18 protein-coding genes and 3 pseudogenes are annotated in these 21,112 nt (G+C 69.8%); 6 read left to right on the forward strand and 15 right to left on the reverse strand.

The window, feature by feature from the left end; all coding sequences use genetic code 11:
* Positions 1-6: 6 nt before the first annotated feature.
* From OHT74_RS38290 to OHT74_RS38300, 3 genes and pseudogenes are all read right to left on the reverse strand, one after another.
* A pseudogene (locus OHT74_RS38290) lies at positions 7-150 on the reverse strand (IS481 family transposase); the annotation flags it as partial.
* 1,195 nt (positions 151-1,345) lie between these two features.
* Positions 1,346-2,923, reverse strand: a complete 1,578-nt coding sequence (locus OHT74_RS38295) for a M4 family metallopeptidase (RefSeq protein WP_266671426.1) — start codon at positions 2,921-2,923, stop codon at positions 1,346-1,348.
* Positions 2,924-3,525: 602 nt separating this feature from the next.
* Positions 3,526-3,654 (reverse strand): hypothetical protein, encoded by a 129-nt coding sequence (locus OHT74_RS38300; protein ID WP_328622871.1) that lies wholly within the window; start codon positions 3,652-3,654, stop codon positions 3,526-3,528.
* 205 nt (positions 3,655-3,859) lie between these two features.
* On the opposite strand from OHT74_RS38300, the pseudogene OHT74_RS38305 reads away from it, so the two are divergent.
* A pseudogene (locus OHT74_RS38305) lies at positions 3,860-4,248 on the forward strand (transposase); the annotation flags it as partial.
* 21 nt (positions 4,249-4,269) lie between these two features.
* On the opposite strand, the gene OHT74_RS38310 reads toward OHT74_RS38305, so the two are convergent.
* From OHT74_RS38310 to OHT74_RS38320, 3 genes are all read right to left on the reverse strand, one after another.
* Positions 4,270-4,695 (reverse strand): hypothetical protein, encoded by a 426-nt coding sequence (locus OHT74_RS38310; protein ID WP_328622873.1) that lies wholly within the window; start codon positions 4,693-4,695, stop codon positions 4,270-4,272.
* 468 nt (positions 4,696-5,163) lie between these two features.
* Entirely contained in the window at positions 5,164-5,820 is a 657-nt protein-coding gene (locus OHT74_RS38315; protein ID WP_328622874.1) for a M15 family metallopeptidase, read from the reverse strand.
* Positions 5,817-6,332, reverse strand: a complete 516-nt coding sequence (locus OHT74_RS38320; protein WP_328622875.1) for a helix-turn-helix transcriptional regulator — start codon at positions 6,330-6,332, stop codon at positions 5,817-5,819. Before OHT74_RS38320 ends, OHT74_RS38315 begins: the two co-directional genes overlap by 4 nt.
* 1,145 nt (positions 6,333-7,477) lie before the next feature.
* Between OHT74_RS38320 and OHT74_RS38325 the strand changes: the two genes are divergently transcribed.
* The 3 genes and pseudogenes from OHT74_RS38325 to OHT74_RS38335 all read left to right on the forward strand — a co-directional run bounded on the left by OHT74_RS38325 (position 7,478) and on the right by OHT74_RS38335 (position 9,983).
* Complete coding sequence (locus OHT74_RS38325) at positions 7,478-8,209, forward strand: DUF899 domain-containing protein (protein ID WP_328622876.1); 732 nt, start codon at positions 7,478-7,480, stop codon at positions 8,207-8,209.
* Between the two features lie 362 nt (positions 8,210-8,571).
* Entirely contained in the window at positions 8,572-8,712 is a 141-nt protein-coding gene (locus OHT74_RS38330; RefSeq protein ID WP_328622877.1) for a hypothetical protein, read from the forward strand.
* A 480-nt stretch (positions 8,713-9,192) separates the two neighbouring features.
* Positions 9,193-9,983: pseudogene (locus OHT74_RS38335) on the forward strand (crotonase/enoyl-CoA hydratase family protein).
* 253 nt (positions 9,984-10,236) lie between these two features.
* On the opposite strand, the gene OHT74_RS38340 reads toward OHT74_RS38335, so the two are convergent.
* From OHT74_RS38340 to OHT74_RS38380, 9 genes are all read right to left on the reverse strand, one after another.
* Positions 10,237-11,106: a hypothetical protein gene (locus OHT74_RS38340; RefSeq protein ID WP_328622878.1), complete on the reverse strand. Its 870-nt coding sequence runs from the start codon at positions 11,104-11,106 to the stop codon at positions 10,237-10,239.
* Complete coding sequence (locus OHT74_RS38345; protein WP_328622879.1) at positions 11,103-12,980, reverse strand: GMC family oxidoreductase; 1,878 nt, start codon at positions 12,978-12,980, stop codon at positions 11,103-11,105. The genes OHT74_RS38340 and OHT74_RS38345 overlap by 4 nt, the downstream gene beginning before the upstream one ends.
* The gene (locus tag OHT74_RS38350) at positions 12,977-13,387 is read right to left on the reverse strand and encodes a hypothetical protein (RefSeq protein ID WP_328622880.1); all 411 of its coding nucleotides are present in this window, start codon (positions 13,385-13,387) and stop codon (positions 12,977-12,979) included. The genes OHT74_RS38345 and OHT74_RS38350 overlap by 4 nt, the downstream gene beginning before the upstream one ends.
* A gap of 381 nt (positions 13,388-13,768) precedes the next feature.
* Positions 13,769-14,713 (reverse strand): phytanoyl-CoA dioxygenase family protein, encoded by a 945-nt coding sequence (locus OHT74_RS38355; RefSeq protein WP_328622881.1) that lies wholly within the window; start codon positions 14,711-14,713, stop codon positions 13,769-13,771.
* Positions 14,714-14,895: 182 nt separating this feature from the next.
* Positions 14,896-15,750, reverse strand: a complete 855-nt coding sequence (locus tag OHT74_RS38360; RefSeq protein ID WP_328622882.1) for an alpha/beta fold hydrolase — start codon at positions 15,748-15,750, stop codon at positions 14,896-14,898.
* Positions 15,751-16,558: 808 nt separating this feature from the next.
* Positions 16,559-17,410 carry an alpha/beta fold hydrolase gene (locus tag OHT74_RS38365; RefSeq protein WP_328622883.1) on the reverse strand — a complete coding sequence of 284 codons (852 nt, stop codon included), beginning with the start codon at positions 17,408-17,410 and terminating at the stop codon, positions 16,559-16,561.
* Complete coding sequence (locus tag OHT74_RS38370) at positions 17,407-17,544, reverse strand: heme-binding protein (RefSeq protein WP_328622884.1); 138 nt, start codon at positions 17,542-17,544, stop codon at positions 17,407-17,409. The genes OHT74_RS38365 and OHT74_RS38370 overlap by 4 nt, the downstream gene beginning before the upstream one ends.
* Positions 17,545-17,561: 17 nt before the next feature.
* Positions 17,562-18,293: an alpha/beta hydrolase gene (locus OHT74_RS38375; RefSeq protein WP_328622885.1), complete on the reverse strand. Its 732-nt coding sequence runs from the start codon at positions 18,291-18,293 to the stop codon at positions 17,562-17,564.
* A 182-nt stretch (positions 18,294-18,475) separates the two neighbouring features.
* Positions 18,476-19,126, reverse strand: coding sequence for an HD domain-containing protein (locus OHT74_RS38380; protein ID WP_328622886.1), 651 nt, complete (start codon positions 19,124-19,126; stop codon positions 18,476-18,478).
* 71 nt (positions 19,127-19,197) lie between these two features.
* Here OHT74_RS38380 and OHT74_RS38385 point away from each other — a divergent pair, with 71 nt between their 5' ends.
* Positions 19,198-20,166 (forward strand): GlxA family transcriptional regulator, encoded by a 969-nt coding sequence (locus OHT74_RS38385; protein WP_328622887.1) that lies wholly within the window; start codon positions 19,198-19,200, stop codon positions 20,164-20,166.
* Positions 20,167-20,520: 354 nt separating this feature from the next.
* Positions 20,521-20,763, forward strand: coding sequence for a barstar family protein (locus tag OHT74_RS42275; protein WP_443047759.1), 243 nt, complete (start codon positions 20,521-20,523; stop codon positions 20,761-20,763).
* The last annotated feature ends 349 nt before the right edge of the window (positions 20,764-21,112 follow it).

A 21,112-nucleotide genomic window follows, 5' to 3' on the forward strand; every position in this document is an offset into this window, starting at 1 on the left:
CACCGAGGCGGCCAGGGGCGGCAGGCCGTGCCGTTGCAGGATCCGGTGGGTGGTGGAAGCGGCGATACCGCTGCGGGCGGCCGCCGGAAGAGGCCCGATGCGGTGCTCGCGCCGCAGACGCAGCACCTGTGCCTCGACCTCGGCCGCTGTCCCAGAAGCGTCGCGAGGACTTTATGCGGTCGGCCCCGCCCTGCAGGGGTGCGGGGCGGGGCCGCTGACCTCTCCGCGGGGGAGGGGAGATGGTCACCGCAGACACAGCATGGCACTGGTTTCAGCCAGACAACAAGGGTCTGGCTGGAATGCGTTGTCAGATCGGGCGCGCCGCCTCTCCAGGGCCTCAAGAGGAGCCAGGGCGTACGGATCCCTGCCGAGCGGACGCTTTCGGCTATTCGCCTCTCAGCCGGTCCACGGCTTGGGCATTCTGGGCGTAGGCGTGGGATGGCGGTCGCCCGTGTCTGGGCGCCGATGCTGTGCTGTACCAGGTGCCGGTGGTGGAGCGGGGACTGGTCATGGGGTGGAGACCGAGGAATACGGGTCGTCGCATGAGGGCTGGGCGGGTGCCCTCCTGCAGACATGCCCTCGCGTGGAGTCAAGACGCTGCACGCTCCCGTCTGACCCACTATGCCCTGCGGCAGTGACACACGCTGCCGCGCGGGAATTCAAGAGGCAGCGGCATCGACGGCTCTGGGCAGGCCAACACCTGGCGCACCAAGGAGCAGGCGTTCGCCGCGGCATGTGATGCGGTGGCCGCCGCGGCTGCCCGCCGTTTGGAGCGCCGCCCCTCCCGCTTCACTCCGGAGCGCCGTCGGCAGTTCCTTGAGTACCTGCACGCCGGCATGGTGACGACGAACGCCGCGGCGGTAGTCGGCATCATGACCGCGGCCGTCTCCCCAGCGTCGCCGCCGCGATGCCGGCTTCGCCGCTGCCATGGACCGGGCCGCCGCCACCCGCATCACCCGGAACCCGCCGGTGCCGCCACCGACGCGCAGGGGACCGCGATCTGCGAAACACCTCGCCGCCCATGGCGGCTCTGGCAGGCGGCTCTCGCCGCTGGGATCCGGCCCAAGCGGTCTACGACCGGCGCAGGTCAGTGGGTACGAGCCGGCGCCCCGTCCTCCTGGACACCGAGACGGCGTCCAGGAGGACCGGCAGCAATGGCACAAGCAGCAGCGCCCCGGACCAGGTTTCGCTCATGGGCGCCGCAGCGTTGTCCTCAAGGACGGCGGCGAGCCGGCCGGCTTCCTCGCGGTCTTGGCGCCGTAGGCGCGGACCGCGGCAGCGGCCGCTGGCGCCGGCTGCTGCCGTACGCTGCTGTCGGGGGCCGGCGAGGCGTACGGTCAGTCCGTCAGTTGACGTTGACGGCCTTCCAGGCGGCTGCCACCTGCTGGTACTCGGTGCCCGTCGAGCCGTACAGGTCCGCCGTCGCCTGCAGGGTGGCGGTCCGCGCCCCGGCGTAGTTGGTGGTTGACGTCATGTAGGTCGAGAGCGCCTTGTACCAGATCTTGTAGGCCTTGGTCCGGCCGATCCCGCTGACCGTCGAGCCGTCGTAGGTGGGCGAGTTGTAGGAGACACCGTTGACCGTCTTCGCGCCGCTGCCTTCGGAGAGCAGGTAGAAGAAGTGGTTGGCGACGCCCGAGGAGTTGTGCACGTCGAGCCGGCCCACGCTCTTGGACCAGTAGTCGGCCGAGGCCCCGTCCTTGCTGGGCTGGTCCATGTAGCGCAGCGGCGTCCCGTTGCCGCGGATGTCGATCTTCTCGCCGATCAGGTAGTCGCCGACATCCGTGGAGCTGTTGGCGAAGAACTCCACCGAGGTGCCGAAGATGTCGCTCGTGGCCTCGTTGAGCCCCCCTGATTCGCGGCTGTAGTTCAGCTTGGCCGTGGCGGCGGTCAGGCCGTGGCTCATCTCGTGGCCGGCGACGTCCAGGGAGGTGAGCGGCTTCTGGTTGTTGGCGCCGTCGCCGTACGTCATGCAGAAGCAGCTGTCGGACCAGAAGGCGTTGACGTAGGCATTGCCGTAGTGGACGCGGGAGTAGGCGGCCTTGCCGTCCCCGGCGATGCCGTTGCGGCCGAGCTCGGACTTGTAGAAGTCCCAGGTCACACCCGCGCCGTAGTGGGCATCCACAGCGGCAGTCTGACGGTTCGACGGGGATCCGTCGCCCCAGTTGTCGTCCGCGTCGGTGAACAGGCTGCCCGTGGCGGTAGACGTGGCACCGTTCAGATCGTAGGTCTTGTGGCCGCCGCGGCTGCCGTCGGTCAGGTTGTATGTCGACCCGCTCTGGGTGGTGCCGAGCGTGACGGTGCCGGAGTACTCGCTGGTACCGGTGCCGGAGTCGATGGCCTCGTACGAGTACAGCTCCGCGCCGGTGGCGGCGTCGGTGATGACGTGGCGCTCGCTGGGGGTACCGTCGTGCTGGTTGCCGGTGACGACGGCCTCGTAGGCGAAGACCGGGTTGCCGCTCGCGGCCCAGACGACCTGGCGGGCACCGGCGGGTGCGGCCTTCAGGGAGGTGCGGGCGGCGGCCGGGGCTATTCGAGCCTCGAGGCCCTTGGTGGTCTTGCGGCTGCCGTCCTTCTTCTGGTGGACCACCAGATCGCCGCCGAGGACCGGCATTCCCGCGTACGTGCGCTCGTACCGGGTGTGCACCGTACCGTCGGCGTCCTTGATCACATCGCGGGCCACGAGGCGCTCCTCGTCGGCCAGGCCGATGGCGCGCGCGGTGTCCGCCGCCGCGTTCTGGGCCGTGGTGATCGCCTGGGCGCGCGCGTCGGTCGTCAGGGCGAGCGCGGTGGCTCCCGCCTCCCGTTCGGCCGACGCGTTGGCGGAGCCGCTCTGGACGGAGATCGCGACCATGGCCGCGGAGGCGACGACGGCGGCGGCGCGCAGCACTCGGGTGCGGCTGTGGGTGGTGCGGGATGAGGACATGGGGAGGGTCACTCCTGCTCCTTCAATTGCCGTGGGGGGTCAGGCCGTTGAGATTGCCAGGAGGGAGTGTCCGATTGACAGGTTTGCAACAAGTATTTGACCAGTTGTTGTCCGGAGAGAGAGGAGCGATGTTCGCCCAGCGACCAAAAACGGAACATTCCGCTTCCCCCGGACGTGGCAGAGAACCGAGTCCGGGGAAGCGGACGCCTGTTACTGGATGCCGGGGATCTGGCGGGCCTTGAACGCGGCGCGCACGGCGTCCGCCGCGCCCTTGCCGTACATGCGCTGGGCGGTGGCGATCGTCATCAGGGCAGCGTCCCGGAAGGAGGTGTCGGGCGCGATGCCGAACTGCGCGTTGACGATGACGCGGTCGGCCGCACTGGCGCTCAGGGCGCCGCGGATGTCGAAGAGGGCGCGGGACCAGATCTCGCCGGCTGCGTGCGCCTCGCCCTCCAGGTCGGCGTGCGCGGAGGCGGCGGGTTCCAGACCGACGATCCGAGCCCCGCCTTTGAGCAGGACCTTGAGGTCCTTCGGGAGTATCGGGGCGGGCGGGTTCGCAGCAGTTCGCCGTTCAGGAAGACGTGGATGCTCCGGTCACCGGCTCAGATGGTAGTGGTGCGGCCGCCGAGGGCTGGGCCGAACTCGGCCTGCTGGTTTCCCGGCAGGCAGATGCGGTCGGCTTGTGAGATCACGCAGGTGAACTCCACCGCGCGGACCTGATTCTCATCCACGGGTACACGGGGCGAGGGCAACTGGGCGGGCAGCCGAGGCGGGAGGAAGTCAATGGTCGGCGGCTCGGCTTCGAGCGGGGAACGATGACTTCGCGTACTTGCTCGAACTCGCTTGCAGAGGGGCGGAAGACTGCGCCCGGGGTGGACATGTTCAGGGACTGGTGCAGCCGGGTGTGGTTGTAGGCATGGACCCAGGCGTCGGCCCGGGCAGCGGGGCGACTCCCCGCAGTTCGAGCCCGTCCTGGAAGCGATCCGGGTGCCCCGGCTGGGGCTCGGCAGGCCGCGCAAGCGCCCGGACCGGGTGCGGGCCGACAAGGTGTATGACTCCCGCAGTAATCGGCCTTACCTGTGTAGACGCGGAATCAAGGCAACGATTCCGGTGCCCTCGGACCGCGTCCGCAACCGGCTGAAGTGGCGGATCGCATGGCGGGAGGCCACCGAAGTTCGACAAGGGCGATTACAAGCAGCGGCATGCCGTCGAGTGCGGGATCAACCGCCTCAAGCGCCACCGGGCCGTCGCCACCAGGTACGACAAAACTCGCCGTCCGCTACGAAGCGACCGTGCTGGTCACAGCCATCAACGAATGGCTGTGACCAGCACTTTCACACCAGACCCTAGTCCTCATGGGGGACAAACTTGGCTAGCGAAGTCCAGTCCAGGGGACGCACGATGGTGGCCAGGCGGGCGAAGGGATCCTGCGCAGCCGTTTGGAACCACATCACTGAGAGCACCGTATGCCCAGGCTCTGCAATGTCCTCGGGCTGCCACCATGACGTCAGCCGAGCATGAACCGCCTCTCGCGGCAGCCACTCCTCGACTCGCCCCTCCGCATCGGCTCGGAGCTTGTCGAGATCATGCACATACAAGTGCGGCGTCGCTGCCATCGCCTTCTCGATGCCCATCAGACGAAAGCGACGGTGTAGCTGCGGCGTCCCTTCGAGCATACCTTCACGGTCGTCACTTACCGTGAGTGCACGAAGCTCGGCGCGCACTGGTCCCACCTGATAGCCACGCAAGTCGCCATTCCTCGTCTGGATCACGGGCCAGAGGGTAGGGGTGTCCGACAAGCGGACCAAACGACTTTCGCAACGGCCCTTATGGCAAGTGGTCCCGGCTACTGAAGCTGAACTCGTGATGTCGGTGCGGCGGGCGGAGGTATCCGGCTGGCAGGTGGATCCGCTGCGGTCCCGGCTTGGTGTGTGGGCCAAGTACCTTAATTCAGGAGCCGGCCGGCCACTGAGTAGTCTTCGGATCATGTGGAGAGAAGCGGCCCTTGAGGTCTTTCCTGGAGCCGAGTTCCGGAGTCATGCGCAGCTGGGGCCCTCGCTGAGGCAGAGCGCCGTCTCGGACGCGGGCTGCCTGCCGAGCTGAGGCAGCTGCTCCTCGGGTTGCAGGGGGCCGACGCCCTCCACGACCGTTCAGGACCGGCTCGCGGCCAGCAGCTGGTCGCGCGCGACGACAGGCAGTGACCACCTCTTGCTACTCCCCGGCGGAGCAAGAGGGCTTGTTCACGCCTCACGATCGGTCGGGCCGTAGAGGGCTGCCGGGGCGTTCTTCGACAGTGCCCAATACCGGTCTCCGTAGGACCAGTGCCACCACTCGGTGGGGTAGTTGACCAAGCCTGCGGCGCTCAAGGCTGCGCCGAGGGCGGCACGGTGGGCGCGGGCCTCGGGGCTGATGTTCGGCGCATGTGTGTAACAGGCGCCTGCGCTCTCCTCGGGCGTGGCGTTCATCCGGGTGCCCAGGTCGAGTTCGGTGCCGTCCCCGTCGGCGAGCGTGAGGTCCACGGCCGCTCCGGCACTGTGCGGGGCGATGTCCGGCGGCGAGACGTACCTGCTTGCGGCCGCGTACAACTCGGCTTCCGTCAGCTCCGAGCACTGGGCACGAAGTCCGTCGCGGTACTCGTCGAAGTACTCGCGCTGGAGTGACGGCGGTCGGTATCCCTCCACGAAGAGCAGGCGCAGCCCCTGCGGTAGCAGATCCTGGGCTTGGAGCAACCGCTGTAGGACGCCTTCGCGCAGGTGGGCGTAGTGGTCGGCCGGGTCGGCCTTGCGTGCGTCGACGAGCAGTTTGGCGCCTGCCCGTACGTCCACGAGGGCTTCCCCGCACTCGTGCACAGGTATGGCCGACACGCTCGGATCCGCCATGAGAACGATGTCGTTCATGATCGGGGCTCCTTCTCCTGAGGCACGTTCAGCTGTTGCAGCAGGTTCGTTTTCGAAACCAGATACCCGAGTTCGGCGCGGCTGCGACTGCCCAGCTGGGACGAGACCCGTCGTACATGCTCGGCCACCGTGCGCGTACTGGTGCCCAGGCGGCTGGCGATGACGCTGTCCGTGTGCCCTTCGACAACCAGCCGGATGATCTTCTTTTGTAAGCTGGACGTGATCTTCGGCCGGTGCATTTCGATCGACTGATCGGTCAGGGGCGTCGCCCGTCCCCAAGCCACATCGAACGCCGATACGAGAAAGCGGATCAGGCCCGGCTCCCGGATCTCCAAGGCTGCGGTGCCCCAGCTCTCACTCACCGGAACGAACGCTACGCGTTCGTCGCAGATCACGAGTTTATCGTTGAGCTCATCGAGGGTCCGGATCTGACCGCCCAACGCAAGGATGTGCCGGAAGTGGGCCAGCGCGGCGGGGTGGGAGCGGTCGGTCTCCTGGTACAAGGCGCGCATGGCCGCGCCGCGCCGCGCCGCAGGATGCCCACCTCCCGGCCGACGGCCCGCTGGAGGTCCTCCGCAGGGCGTCTACTGACCGGCCGGACCGTTCTCAGCTCCTGTGTGCACGCGGCGACTTCCCGGTCCAGAACGGCGTTGACCTCCTGCACGCCCGTGATGGTCGCGTGACCTCGTCCGTGCTCCTGTAGCGCCCGCCGATACGCGGATTCGGCGCCCGCGAAGTGACGGCGCGTCGCTTCCAAGGACTCCCTGAGGTCGGCCATCTCCTGCTCGACGGGTTGAGTGGCACGAGCAGTTGCCACCGTCGGGGGAACGGCGAAGTAGTGATTCGGGCAGCCCGGATACTCCTCGACCAGGCCGAGAGTCTTCAGACAGTCAGGGGCATCGCTGGGGGACGCCCTTCCCTCGACGAAGGCCTGTTCGTAACTTCTGAGCGCTTCCGGGCAGGGGGCCTTGCGCGCAAGGTGAGGGCCGGCGCTGCCACCTTCATAGTCATCCGTTCCTACCCCACTTCGCGACTGCTTCAGGAACGTGCAAATCATGATCATGAAGAATAGGTGATCTTTCCGAACGCGCAGGTCGGGTGGGATGATTTAAGCCGTTCTCCGGAAGCGGCCGACATGTGTAGCCGATGAGGATCGACTTATGTGAATGGAACGTGAAGTTCCCGATCGCCTCAGGCTGGGAGTGAGTCGGCGGCCGGAACCGGAGCTCCTCATCGAAGGCATGCACTGCACCAACTGCGGGCTGCTCATCGACGACGAACTGGAAGACCTCCCGGAGTCCACTCGGCTGCCACGGACACGCGCAGCGGCCGCAGCGTCGTCCGACTGGAAGAAGGAGGCCAGATCGACGGCGCGGCTCTCGTTGCCGCGGTGGAAGCGGCGGGCGACTACACGGCTCTGCTCGCCGACTGACAACGGGCGGCGCTACCCGCTGGCGCCACAGCCCGCCAAGGCGCCTGCCAGCCTCCTGGTAGGGGCCCTGACGGCCGTTTCCGGCGATCTGGCCGGCCGAGAAGGTCCGCCGCCGCGCGCGTACGGTGGACGTAGGGCCGGAGCGGGTACGCCGGTCCTGGCAGCCGCTGCGGGCGACCGCCCGCAGCGGTGCGCTCTTCTGCTCCTACACAGGAGGGAAAGCCCATGCCCGAGCACAGCGTCGGCACGCAGCAGGAATTCGAGGCAGCCCGAGCGGAGCTGCTCGCGGAGGAGAAAAGGCTCACCAGGCGCAGCGACGAGCTCGCGCGGAAGCGGCGCGAGCTTCCCTGGGTGCAGGTCGAAAAGGACTACCGCTTCGAGACCGAGGGCGGGACCAAGTCGCTCGCGGACCTCTTCGACGGGCGCTCACAGCTGCTCGTCTACCACTTCATGTTCGGCCCGCCGTACGAGGCCGGATGCCCTGTCTGCTCGTCGATCGCGGACACCCTCGATCCCAACGCGGTCCACCTCAAGGCCCGCGACGTGACGCTGATCTGCTCCTCACGGGCACCGGTCGACAAGCTCCTCGCCTACCGGGAGCGGATGGGCTGGAGCTTCGACTGGGTCTCCGCCGGCGACAGCGACTTCCACCGCGACCTCGGCTTCATGTACACGGAGGAGGAGCTGAGGCCGTTCCTCGAGGGTGAGATCCCGGCGACCGTGAGTCAGATGGCAGATGCGTCCGGCACGGACGTACTCGGGTACGTCACCGAAGGGCCCGGGCTGAGCTGCTACGCCCAGTCGGACGGCACCGTCTACCGGACGTACGTCACCACCGCGCGCGGCCTCGAGCCCGCAATGGCCTACTACGGCCTCCTCGACCGCACGCCGCTGGGACGCCACGAGGAGGGCGAGGAGACCCACTGGCTGCGCCGCCACGACGAGTACAGGACCTGAGAGGTCGTCCTCTTGGGGCGGTGCCAACCGTGGACTGGCGACCCAGTCCACGGCTGCGCCATCGCCGGCCCGCCTGGCCGAACAGGACCGGGTCTGCCAGAGAAGGACTGGCTGGCGAAACCCGCGCCGGAAACGCCGGGCGGTCTGTTGGGCACCTTCATGTTGCCGCATGAGGCTGAGGGCGAGGGCGAGGGCGAGGGCGCGGAGGTGGCCGGGTGCGCCGGCAAGGCCGAGACCTGCCGCATCCCCGTGTGAGGCGCCTTCGTTGGTCGGGTGTCTGTCGATAAACGCGACCCCGGAGAAACCTGATCGCGGACTTCGCGGCGCCACTGACGTTCCGGATGATCTGCGCGATCCTCGGCGTGCCCACACACCTGGACACCATCGCCCCCGACACGTCGCCTGACCCGGCCCGCTCCGCAAGGGCCCTGCACGCGCTGCTGGACGCCCTGATCGCCGAGAAACGTTCCGGCGGCGAGAGCGGGGCCATGAGCGAGGAGTAACTGCACTCCACCGCCTGCCTCCTGCTGCTCGTCGGCCACGACACCACCATGAACCTGATCGGCAAGGGGATGCTCGCCCTGCTGCGCCGTCCGGACCAGGCCGCGCGCCCCGCCGGCCAGGACACCGGATCCGGGCTGACCACCGCGGTCGAGGAGCTGCTTCGCTATGACTCGCCCGTGCGGGACGCTACGTTCCGGTGTGCGGGTGAACCGATTCCCCTGCACGGGCGGACCATCGGCGCGGGCGACATCGTGAGCCTTCTGATCGGGGCCGCCAACCGGGCGGGCAGCGCTTCGCCGATCCCGACCACCTCGACGTGGGGCGGACACCCAACGACCACCTCGCCTTCGGGTAAGGACCGCACTTCTGCATCGGCGCGGCCCTCGCCCGTCTCGAGGGCACCGTCGCGTTCCCCCTGCTGCTGGACCGACTCGGCGCCGTGCAGTTGGACAAACCGGTGCCCTGAACGGAAGGACATGATGAGTACGCGATCCACGCAGCCGGCGGTGTTGACCGAGCGACGCGAAGGCGTCCTGGTGATCACCCTCAACCGGCCCCACGTCCGCAACGCCGTCAACCAGGCCCTGGCCGAAGCCGTCGACCACGCATTCACCCTCCTGGACACCGACCCCGGACTCGACGTCGGTGTCCTCACCGGCGCGGGCGGCCACTTCTGCTCCGGCATGGACCTCAAAGCCTTCCCCGACGAGGGAGTACCGCGGGTCGCCGACCGCGGACTCGCCGGGCTCACCCGCGCCCGACGGACGAAGCCGCTCATCGCCGCCGTCGAAGGGGCGGCAGTGGCGGCGGATTTGAACTCGTCCTCGCCTGCGACCTCATCGCCGCCGCCGACACCGCGTTCTCCGCCCTCCCCGAAGTCGCCCGCGGCCTCGTCGCCTCCGAAGGCGGAGCCATCCGCCTTCCCTCCAGGCTTCCTCACCACCTCGCCATGGAGATGCTCCTGACCGCCTCCCCGCTCCCTGCCGCGGACGCGGCCCGGCACGGACTCGTCAACCAGCTGGTCGGTGAGGGCAAAGCCCTCGACGCCGCGCTCACCCTCGCGGGCCGGATCCGCGCGATTCCCCCCCAGGCCGTCCGTATCACCCGGCGCGTCGTCAAAGCCATCCGCGGCCTCGACAGCCAGGCGGCCTTCAGCATCCAGGACCCACTCACCGCACCTGTCTTCCGGACCGACTCGGCGGCGGAAGGCGCCCTCGCGTTCTGCGAAAAACGCCCCCACCTGAACACTCTGACCGCGGCGAGCCCCTGAATCCGCGGAGTCCTCATCAACGGGCTTCGATTGCTGCCACAGAGGCGCGGAGGGCGATGCCTGACCCGTGCCCTCGCACAGGTCAGGCGGCCGGTTCGGCCGTATTCGCGACGGTGGGAGGGAGTGTTCACCGCGGGCTCGGTGCGGGTTCCTGGCAGCCGCGCAGGCCGAGGCGGGCTATCACCGTCCATGCGGAGGGCTTCGCCCTCACGCACGAGTGCTTCGATCGCTCCTCGCACCGAGGGCCCCGACGTCAGAGGCGCGGCCCCGTCGGGAGGTAGTACGGGCGGTTGTGGGCGGCCACCGGGGGAGACTGGAACGTCCAGGCGCCGACGGCCGGTGGTTCGTCGCCCAGGAGAGCGCGGATGTCGCGGCCGAGGCCGCCGTCCGGGGAGTGGAACGCCAGACGCGTGCGATCGGAGTGTTCTGGGGCGGCCAGGTCGTACCAGCGGTAGGGCTGGTAGACGTTCATGGGGCCGGCGAGGAGGCGGCCCTCGTGGTCGGTGCCGTAGCCGGTGATCGGGGCGGAGTTGGCGGCGACGGCGGTGAGGCCGTCCAGCTCCGCCGTGAGGTCGAGCAGCGGGCGTGGGTCCTTCTCCAAAGTGTCGTCGGGGCCGATCGCGGCCGCCTTGCACCGTACGGTCCAGGTCTCGCCCTCAGGTCCGTTGAGGGACGGAAGGCCGACCTCGAACCAGCCCGGGTACTTGGGTTCCGCGTAGAGCTCGCGCCCGGCCCGGATCGCGAACGGGTTGTCGCACACGACGTGGACGCGGGCGATGCCGAGCAGCTTCGTCTGGTCCCAGCCCTGCGCGTATTGGGTGTAGCTCAGGCGCGGCAGACGGCCGTCCGAAGCCGTCGGGAAGGCGATGACGTTGAGCTCGATCTCCTGGGTGACGCCACCGCCGAACGCGTACTGTGCGAAGTACAGCTGATAGTTGAGCGAGACCAGCGCCCGTCCGTCCTCGAACGCGGCCGCGGTCAGGTCCGGGTGGTGCTCGGCGAGCAGCTTGCGGACCGGCTCGGGGTCCACCAGCCAGTCGACGCCAATTTGGTGCAACGCCCCGTAATGGAAGGGGAGTCGGAAGGGTTCGGGTACGGGCGGCAGGGGCAGGTGTGCGGTCATGCCGAGCCTCCTTGAGGCGGTGATGTCATGCTGATCTGGGCGGATGCCGGGGGCGAACCCAGGGACGCCGGAGGTGATTCCAGGGACGCCGGGCGGTCGCGGGCCGCCAGGTCCGCCTCGATCCGCTCGGCACTGCGCAGGGCGAGCGCGGCCATCGTCAGCGTCGGGTTGGAGGTGGCCACCGAAGGCATGCTGCCGCAGCCGACCGCGTACAGGCCCGGATGGCCCCAGCAGCGCTGCCAGGCGTCCACCACCGACGTGGCGCGGGAGTCGCCCATGATGTGGGTGCCGGCGGCGTGGCCGGCGCCGCGGTAGCCATAAGTACGGCCGTGGTACTCGAAGCGGCCCGGCCAGGCCGCCACCGGCGCGTAGTCCGTGTGCTCCTCGGCGCCGAGCAGAGCGAAGATCTGGTCCGAGACCGCCCGGGCTGCCGCCATCCCCTTCTTCACGTGCTCGTCGAGGTCGTACGTGACGAGGGGGAGGGGCAGGCCCAGCGCGTCGCGTTCGTGTGGGTGGAGGGTGATCCGGTTCGCCGGATCGGCGCTCTGTTCCATCTCGAACTGGAGAGTGAACTGGCGGCGGATCCGGTCGCCGACCGCCCGCCGCAACACGGCACCGAAAAGGCCCCGTTCGGTGATGAAGTGGTCCACGTCCGTGTCGACGGGGCCCCTTGCCCAGATCCAGCCCCACGTCCCGAGTTCGACGCGGAACGGCGCCCGCAGTCGGCGCGCCGCGCCGGTGCGGAAGCCCTCGAAGCCGGAGACCGAGCCGGGGCCACGGTACGGCCCGGTGTCCTCTGGCAACAGGCCCCAGGTCAGCAGGACCGGATGGTCCATCAGATTGCGTCCGACCTGGCCGCTGGCGTCGGCGAGCCCGGAGAGGAGCAGCAGTCTGGCGTTCTCCACGGCGTGCGCGGCGAGCACGACGACATCGGCGTGCGCGACGGACACCTTCCTGTCGTACGAGAGGTACTCCACGCCCGTGGCGCGCCCCCGGCCGTCGACGAGGACGCGGCTCACGACGGACCGGTCCCGCAGTGTGACGGTCGCGCTCCAGCGGCCCTGGGTTTTGAGCGGGGTGTACTTCGCGTATGAGGGACAGTGCGGGATGCAGCTCGCGTTGCCCACGCACCGGCTGTCCGGGTCCGGCCGTCCGTGCCGTCCGCGCGGCACGTAGCCGCGTCCGCCGTCGTACCGGGGGTCCGGGACGCCGTTGCGTGCGTGTGGTGTGCCGACCACCTTCAGCTCGACTTCGCGCAGGGCGACGGGGTCCTTGACGCGGAGCCCGTCGAGGCGGGCCGAGATCAGACGGTCCAGACGTGCGGCGGGCAGGGGCCGCATGGGGAACACGTAGTCGTCGGGAAAGGGCAGACCGACGTGCTCGCGCTGTGCGTCGACGTCGGCTGCCACCCCCAACTCCTCCTCGGCCGCCCGGTAGTACGGTTCCAGCCGGTCATAGGTGAGTGGCCATCGACGCCCGTATCCGAAGGACTCGGTGTCGAAGTCCTCCGGGAGCATGCGCGGCGCGAGGCCGGTCCAGGCGTTGCCGGTGCCGCCGTTCACGCGGACGTATCCGCTGGCGTACGGGAGCGGACCGTCCTGCCGCAGGTGGCCGGACGCCCGGAAGCCGGGGGTCCCGTCCGCGCCGACGAGGTCCGTGACCTCGGGCCAGGCAGCTGCCGGATGGGCCCGGTAGGGGGAGCTCGGCACCTCTGCGGCAGCCGTGGAGAGCGGGCCGGCGGTCGGTCCGTGGGCGTTGGGCCCCGCCACGCCGGCCTCCAGGACCAGGACTCGTCGGCCGTGCCGGCCAAGCCGGTGCGCGACGAGCGAGCCCGCGACACCGGCGCCGACGACGATCACGTCGTACCTCGTCACCGGCCGCTGCCCCCGGTCCCGTCCCCCGGAGCGGACCGGTCGGGGGTCCCGGCCCAACTTCCGTACCCTTCGGGATCGGTGGCGGGAGCCTTGAGACCGGCCGCCTTCCACACCAGTCCCTCGGCGTAGGCACGCGAAGACACCGTGAGCGGCGGCCAGCCCGGCCAACTGCCCGTGTACCAGAGGTACGTAACGGCGCGGGCGGCCTCCCTCAGGTCGTCGTCCATGGAGTCGTCCGGTTCCCGCAGCTCGTGCAGCAGCCGTGCGTACGGCCCGGCGCCGAGTTGTTCCGCGGCGACCGCCCGGTACGTGTCGGTCAAGCCGGTGGCTTCCAAGGCCGCTCCGTCGAAGCCGGTGAGCCGTACCGACAGGGCGGTGAAACGATGTGTCTCGTCTGTGATGGGCACGCGGGCATCGGTGCCCGGCCCGGCGCCGGTCCAAGCGCCGTGCCCCCGGAAGGGCTTGAATCCGCCCCGGGGCGCTCCCTCCCTGGGGTTGACGGCGTGCGACCTGGCGTTCGACATGCGTCCACACGACAACCTGTCCTGCTGTCCTGCGCCGAACGGCGTTCGGTGTCGGAAAGGAGTCCCCTTCGCGGTACCAGGTCGTCGCGGACCGGACCGGACCGGACCGGTGATGGACGACCGCCCGGCGGGGAGTCGCGGGTGCCAATGTCGAGCTGCCTCGGCTCCGCGTGATCCGCCCGCCCGCCCGCCCGCCCGCCTGCCCGCCCGCTCGACCGGGCGTGAGCGGAGCGGCATCCGCGTTGTCCTTGGTCCGGCAAGTCGTCAGTACGCCGATGGCGGCCGGTTCCCGAGGCCGACTATGGGGTTGAGTGCCGACGCGGCCGGAGCGCCCGGTTCGACGCCCGGGACGAACTCCGTCCAGCTGCCGCTCAGCATGGTGTGCCGGGCGGTGATCCGCGTGCCGTCGGCGTAGTAGGTCGACGAGAGTACCCGACGCGGTACCGCGGTGAGGTTGGCGCCGGCGGTGTGGAAGCAGTCCGCTGCGTGGAAGGAAACCTCGCCCAGGGCGAACGGGCTCGCATCGGGAACCACGCCCGCCGCGCGGAGCCCACCAGCCACGTGTTCGTCGTACGACCGCTCCTGCGGGGAGGCGGGCAGGGCGTGGAGTGCCGCCGGGGTCAGCTGCCGTGCCAGGCAGGCCAGCGGGCCCATCTCCGTCGGGATGTCGTGCAGGGGGACCCACGAGGTCACCACCGCGGGGGAGTCCAGGGGATAGTGGTCGCTGTCACGGTGCCAGGGCGTGCGGCCACAGCCGGGTTCTTTGGACAGGATGTTGTCGTGGTAGAGCCGGACCGCTTCGACGCGGAGCAACCGGGCCGCGATGTCCCCGAGGCGGCGGGACAGGGCGACATCGCGCAGCATCGGGTCGGTCAGCCAGAGCTGCTCCCGGGCGAGGAACCGCCCCGGGTTGTCACGGCCGTAGGCTGACTCCAGCATGTGGTGGGCCCGTGCGGCGAGTGCGGCGATCACGGCCGGCGGGAGAACGGCCGGCAGCCGGACGTACCCGTGGCGGTGGAAGAACCGGACGGCGTCGTCGGTGAGCGGGTACGGCTCGTCGAGTGCGGCGCTCACCTCGCGCGCGGACGCCCTTGCGGCGTCGTGGAGTTCCCGTCCGGGCTTGAGGTCCGCGCGGTCGAGCCCGGGATCGGCGGCGAGGGTCATGTACCAGTCCCACCACTCCTGATCGTCCCCCTCCCACGGGGCCACGTCCTGAACTCCTTGATCATCTTGCGGTCGCCGAGTGCCGCTGCCGAGAGCGAGATGTCCGGCAGCAGGACGCTGGCCGAGTAGGAGTCGTCGGCTCGTACCAGAACCTCGTGCATGTCCTGGTCCGTCGGTGCCGGGCGCGGGGCGCTGCGTCGCCCAGTACCGACGAGTTCCGACATGGTCTATGCGTCCAGGAAGTTGTGGACGTCGGTCGCGAAGGCCTGCGCGTGCTGGAACAGGAAGCCGTGCGCGGAGTCCGGGTACAGCTTCACGACCGCGTCGGGGATCAGCGCGGCGGTGAGGTGTGAGTACCAGGGCAGGATCATTCGGTCGTCGTCGCCGTTGGCGATGAACACGGGCTGCTCGATGGCGGCGAGCCGCTGGAGCTTGCCGAAGTCCGGCGTGCCCCACTTCATGACGGCGTCGTACTGCGCGTTGCGGGTCTGCCAGGTGGTCGGTGCGTCGCGACCCTCCGTCCGTCCCGCGAAGATCCGGCCCATGACCCCCTGGCCGGCGGCGCGGCTCGCCGGCGAGTCGGTGAAGAACGCATGCAGGTAGCCCTCGGGAAGGGTGGCCGGCTCGCCGATCGCCTTGATGATGTCTGGTGCCCATCCGTGCATGCGGGGCGCGCCTTGCGGGGCGGTCGAGGCCAGGACCATCTTGGCGACCAGGGACGGCCGGGCGAGGGCGACCTCCTGGGCGATGAAGCTGCCGATGGAGAAGCCGAGCAGGTCGATCAGGTCGAGGCCGAGCGCCTCGACGAAGGCGATCGCATCGTCGGCCATCTGCGCGAACGTGGTCGGCGTGGTCCCGCTGGTCGTGCCCACGCCGACGTTGTCGAAGGCGATGACGTCGCGGGTCACCGCGAGTGCGTCGACGAGTTCGGGGTCCCAGTTGTCGAGGTTGCCGCGGAAGTGGACCAGCAGGACAAGGGGGCGGCCGCCGCGCGGGCCGAGGCGGCGGTAGGAGTAACTGATGCCGTTCGGTCCCTCGATGGTCGAGGTGTCGACATCGAGGTACTTGGCGCTGTGTTCCATGGTTGTTCCCCTCTGTGGCTGTCGCGTCAGTTGCGTACGGCCGAGCGGACGTCGAGGTCGGCCACGACGAGGCTAGGGCCGGTGTCGGTGAGGACCGCGGCGCCGGCGACGTGGAGCGTGTCGTGCCGCACACCTGCCCGAGGCCGGCCCTTTGGTCCGTCGCCTGCGTCCAGGACGACTCGGTACGAGTCGTCGGGTTGGTCAGCGCCACCTTGCTGTCGGGGTTGAGCGCGGCCACGATGGCGTCGCTGTGTCCGATGAAGGTGAAGTCGTCGATCGTCGGTCCGGCGAGCCCGGTCTCGACGGCGCCGGGCTCCCCGTGGCGGCCGATCGGGATGCGCAGCGGCGTCGCCTGGTCGGAGTCGGAATCCCACACTGCGTTCTCGTGGGCCTTCAGTCCGTTGGCGCCCAGACCGAACCGGCTGCCCGGGGTGCAGACGGCGCCGCTCGCCCACGGGACGGGCGTTCCGCCCCCGTGCGGGACGCGCCAGACGATGCCGCGCGCGGAGTCGGGGACGGGAAGGGATGCCAGCAGGCGCCGACCGCCCTGCGGTGTGATCCGCTGGACCTTGGCAGCCCGGGCCGGCACGACGTCGAAAGCGCCGCCCGGTTCAGCGGCGACGTTCTCGGGCTGCTCGCCTGGCGGCGCGGTCGTAGTGGATCAGGACGCGTGGATGGGACACCGGCGCGGTCGCCGCCGCGGCGCGGCCGATTGCGAACGCCGTCATGGCGGCTGCGGCAACGGTGGCCGCGACAGCGGTGAAACCCCGCTTGCCGTGCACGCTGACTTCCCTTGTCTGTCGGGCTTTCAAGCGTCCGCCACCTGGGCGTGCTCTTCGTTGAGCCACCGGGCGACGGTCGCGCCGTATGCGGCGGCGGCCTGCTCCCACGGGAAGTGACCGGAGTCGAAGGAGACGAGACGGCTGTTCGGGAGCCGGTCGTGCAGGTAGACGCCGTTGGACGGCGGAACCAGTTCGTCGAGCTCGGCATTCATCACCAGCACCGGCGTCATGATGGACGGCAACAGGTCCCCAAGGAGCGGGAGTTCCGCGGGGTACGCGCGGACGTAACGCGCCGACTCGGCGAAGCGTCCGTCCTCGTAGGCGGACACGTAGTCTTCCCACACTTCGGGCTCCTCGCCCTTGGGCGCCGCCGCTTCCACCGCCGCGCCGACCGACGCGCGGGCGTCGAAGTCCTGGAGGAAGCCGAGGTCCGGCGCCGCGATCATGTTCGCGAGCGCGCCGGACACGTCGAGCGGATACGCCGCCCCGCCGCTGCCGACAATGACCGATGCCACCGACTCCGGGTGTCGGGCGGCCAGGAACAGCGCCGCGCCGGTGCCGACGTCCGGGCCCAGCACGTGCGGGGTGCCCAGGCCCCATTCGCGGATCAGGCCGTACAGGAACTCGCCCATCGCCGAGGGGGCGAAGAGCTCGGTGCGCCCCTCCGAGTGGCCGAATCCGGGCAGGTCGACGGCCACCAGCCGACCCAGTGGCGCCAGGCGCGGCCAGATGCGGCGGAACGCGAGGAGGCTCTCCGGCCACGGGCTCGTCATGAGGAGCGTCGGTCCCGGCTGTTCGCCGGTATCAACGTGGCGGATCGCCAGGCCGTCGACGGTTCGCTTCTGCAGGGCACTCCCGGTCAGCGCTGCGCTGGTCATGATCTCTCCATTTGGTCGAACGCCGGCAGGTGTCCGCCGTCGTCGACGGCGATGTTCATCGGGATGCCGATCGCCACCGCGCGGGCGCGGGCCCTCTCGACCAGGGTTTGGGTCGTATCCAGGTTGATGCTCATGGCGTTCACCCCTGTCGTCAGCGGTGCGAGTCGGTGGTGCTTCCGGCGGGAGCGTCGATCTGTTCGGCGATCCAGGAGGCTGCGAACGTGGTCCAGGCCGTTGCGTCGCCGGCCCCTCGGGCGAGCCCGAGACTGTGGGGGCCGTGCGCGAAGACATGGACGGTGTGCGGGACGTCGTGCGCGGCCAAGGCCGCGGCGAGGCGGTAGGTGTGTTCCGGAGGGACGTAGATGTCCTCGGCGGTGTGCCACAGGAAGAACGGTGGTGACTGGGCGGTCACTAGCTTGTCCAGCGATGTCTCACGCCGCAGGTCCGGTGCGGCGTCCTCGCCGAGCAGGATGATCCGCGAGGGCCGGTAGGTCTCGGTCTCCATGGACGTGATCGCGTAGCCGAGTACGGCGAACTGGACCGACTCGCGCGGGTCGGCGGTCGGCGCGAGCGCGGCGTGCCCGGCCAGGTGCCCTCCCGCGGAGAAACCGATCAGACCGATGTGCTCGGCGCCCTGTTCGCGGCGTCGCCGGATCTCGGCTCGCAGCGCCAGCAGGGGCTCGGGATGGCGCGCATGGAGCGGGTACCGGAACACGCTCGCCGAGATGCCGAGCCCACCGAGCCAGTCGGCGATCGGCTCCGCTTCGTGTGCCGCGTGTGCGGCGTACCCGCCACCGGGAAGCACGATCACGTGGATGGCCGCAGCCTGGGCCGCGTCGATGTCTGCGCGGCCGGACCGCGTCGGCTCGTGTCGACTCCTCACCGCTGACCTCCGCATTCGTCCATGGACGGCGTCGCCGGCCTGCTCCCATGAGACCGTACCCAGGTCATCAGCCAGCCGCCCGCCCCGACACCACGCGAAAACGTGAGCGCGCAGATATGGCGTACGGCGGCCCGTCGGGAGTGCTCGGTGCCGACGTTCTGCCCTGCGGCGCGGTGTCGGCGTCAGGAGCCCCAGCGGGCGGCCCGAGCCGCGAGTTCGAGGGCGGTGACGGCGCCGGGTCCGCCGCGCTCGCGGAGGAATTCGCCCGGGACGGTGTAGCGGGCGCTGGCCTGCGGGGAGCGGGCGGCCTGCCGCACGACGTCGTCGACCAGAACGGTGGCCATGTCGAGGCGCGGGTAGCGGCCGTGGAGCGCCTCGCCCTGGGCGTCGGTGACGAACTCGGTTCCGAAGCCGATGTCGACTCCGATGCCCCGGCGGGTGAGGTAGGCCAGCACGCCACGGCGTTCGGCGATGCCGTCCGAGGTGTGCAGGGCGATCGCCTCCCACACCGGGTCCGTCTTGTCGGCGCCGTAGCCGTGCTCGGTGAGGAACCGGGCGGCCATGTCGGCGCCTTCGACCTCGAAGCGCGCCTGGCCCGGGGCCGACGGCGAGGCTCCGAGGTCGTGCAGGACGCAGGCGTGGAAGAGGAGTTCGGCGTCGAAGTCGATGCCGGGCTTGAGTCCTTCGTGTTCGGCCAGCAGCGCGGCGAACACGTAGCTGCGGATGCTGTGGTTGGCGACGGGCTCGCTCTCGCACGACAGAACGAGCTCGACGGCGGCACGGGCGACGGGAGTGTCCGGGAGTGCCGGCAGGAGGCGCGCTTCAGTGTCCATGAGGCGACCGTAGGCGCGTACCGGACCCAACTGTCAGTGGCACGGGTGCCATGTAGCGATAGAATCGTGCCATGACGGGTCGAGCATCAGACGGGGCACACCACGTGGTCGTGGTCGCCCTCGAGAACGTCCTCGCGCTGGACATCGGGATCCCCTGGCAGGTCTTCGGGAGCTGGCGGGACGGCCCGTACACGCTGACGGTCTGCGCCGAACGGCCCGGTCTCGTCCCGATGCACGGCGGCCCCCCGCTGTCCGTCGCGCACGGTCTGGACGCCCTGGCAACCGCCGACACCGTGATCGTCCCGGGCTACCTGGAGCCGGACGTGCCCGGCGCCGAGGTGACCGACGCGCTGGCGGGGGCGGCAGCCCGCGGCACCCGCATGGCGTCCATCTGCACCGGCGCGTTCGCCCTCGCCGCCGCCGGTCTGCTCGACGGCCGCCGCGCCACCACGCACTGGCTGTACGCGCAGGCGCTGGCCCGGCGGCACCCCCGGGTGACGGTCGTGCCCGAGGATCTGTACATCGACGAGGGTCAAGTGCTCACTTCAGGCGGAGTCTCCTCCGGCCTGGACCTGTGCCTCCACCTCATCCGCCGCGACCACGGCCCCCGCCTGGCGAACCAGCAGGCCCGCCTGCTGGTGGCCGCCCCGCACCGCACCGGCGGCCAGGCCCCGTTCATCGACCTGCCAGTGCGACCCGAGCCCTCCGACAGCCCTGCACTCTACGACTGGGCCCTGCGCAACCTGCACCAGCCGCTCACCGTCGACCAGCTGGCGCACCAGGCCGGCATGTCCCGCCGGACCCTGATCCGCCGCTTCCACACCGACACAGGCCTGCCGCCCATGCGGTGGCTGCTCAACGCCCGGCTCGCCCGCGCACGCGAACTCCTCGAATCCGGCGACCTCACGGTCGAAGCCATCGCTCGCCACTGCGGCCTGGGCACCCCGGCCAACTTCCGGACCCTGTTCAAGGCACACGTCGGGGTACCGCCGCGCACCTACCGCGAGACATTCAACTCCGCAGCTGTGAAGGGTAATTGACCTTCAAGTCCTGGTAGGCCGCCGCCGGTCGCGACCGCGGGACGGCAGACACGTAAGGCGCGAAACGGCGAGGCCAAGGCCGTGGTCGGATCTTCGACGATGCGTGGGCCCGGCAGCGGCCGGCTCGTCGCGTTCGAATGCGCCGGGACGGAAGATCAGGATCTCCTTCGCCGCGGTGGCATCCATCTCCCGGAGGCGGCGCTCGCAGGGGATTGATGGCAAGCGCTCCGCCGCCCGGGCCCTGATCGCAGGCGTGGCCACGCGGACGCGTAGCTCTTCCCTACGCGTCTGCGTGATCCCGGGAGGCCGGGTCCGCTCCTAGGTTGATGCGCGTAGACCGAAGGGGGCGCCGAGATCCGCGCCTTCTGCCAGGAAAGAGCGCCCGGCGGGTACTTCGGATGGAACCTCGACGCCTTGGACGACTGCCTCGGAGGAGGCTGGGGTGCCTCTCCTCCGTTCACATTGGAATGGCAGCACTCGGAGGTAGCCAGGACACGGCTCGTGAAACAGCGTGCGCTGCACCAGGGCACTGCGACCTTGTTCGAGGTTCTCCTTGAGATCTTCGCCGACCACGGGGTCGAGGTCGTCCTCCAGTGAGGCGGTGACCGCCCGTGGCGCACCGCGCGCTGGCGGCCGGGCAGCATCTGGCGGCGCGACACGCCCGAATGCTCCCGGGCGCGAAGATTTCCAACCACTACTTTTAGCGACTCGACTGCGATCCGCCCCGCCAGGCCGCCGGCTCGGCTAGTTCGGATAAGCCTGTACTCGCTGTCCGGTCCTGCGGGTCAACCCGCAGGTGGCCTTCCGCCTGGAGGAGATCGAGACCGATCTGATCGCACGCCGGGCCCGTGCCGAGGCTGAAGGCTGGCTCGGTGAGATCGAGGGCATGGAGCTGACACTGATGCTGCTCCGGCAGAAGCAGGCCGAAGCGGTACGGCTGACGGGC

It is taken from the genome of Streptomyces sp. NBC_00354 (assembly GCF_036106915.1).
In the GTDB taxonomy this organism is placed as follows: Bacteria; Actinomycetota; Actinomycetes; order Streptomycetales; family Streptomycetaceae; genus Streptomyces.

Coding starts and splice junctions, on each gene's coding strand:
- OHT74_RS38295 (WP_266671426.1), bottom strand. CDS start 2,923: ATGTCCTCATCCCGCACCACCCACAGCCGCACCCGAGTGCTGCGCGCC.
- OHT74_RS38315 (WP_328622874.1), bottom strand. CDS start 5,820: ATGAACGACATCGTTCTCATGGCGGATCCGAGCGTGTCGGCCATACCT.
- OHT74_RS38320 (WP_328622875.1), bottom strand. CDS start 6,332: ATGCGCGCCTTGTACCAGGAGACCGACCGCTCCCACCCCGCCGCGCTG.
- OHT74_RS38325 (WP_328622876.1), top strand. CDS start 7,478: ATGCCCGAGCACAGCGTCGGCACGCAGCAGGAATTCGAGGCAGCCCGA.
- OHT74_RS38340 (WP_328622878.1), bottom strand. CDS start 11,106: ATGACCGCACACCTGCCCCTGCCGCCCGTACCCGAACCCTTCCGACTC.
- OHT74_RS38360 (WP_328622882.1), bottom strand. CDS start 15,750: ATGGAACACAGCGCCAAGTACCTCGATGTCGACACCTCGACCATCGAG.
- OHT74_RS38365 (WP_328622883.1), bottom strand. CDS start 17,410: ATGACCAGCGCAGCGCTGACCGGGAGTGCCCTGCAGAAGCGAACCGTC.
- OHT74_RS38370 (WP_328622884.1), bottom strand. CDS start 17,544: ATGAGCATCAACCTGGATACGACCCAAACCCTGGTCGAGAGGGCCCGC.
- OHT74_RS38380 (WP_328622886.1), bottom strand. CDS start 19,126: ATGGACACTGAAGCGCGCCTCCTGCCGGCACTCCCGGACACTCCCGTC.
- OHT74_RS38385 (WP_328622887.1), top strand. CDS start 19,198: ATGACGGGTCGAGCATCAGACGGGGCACACCACGTGGTCGTGGTCGCC.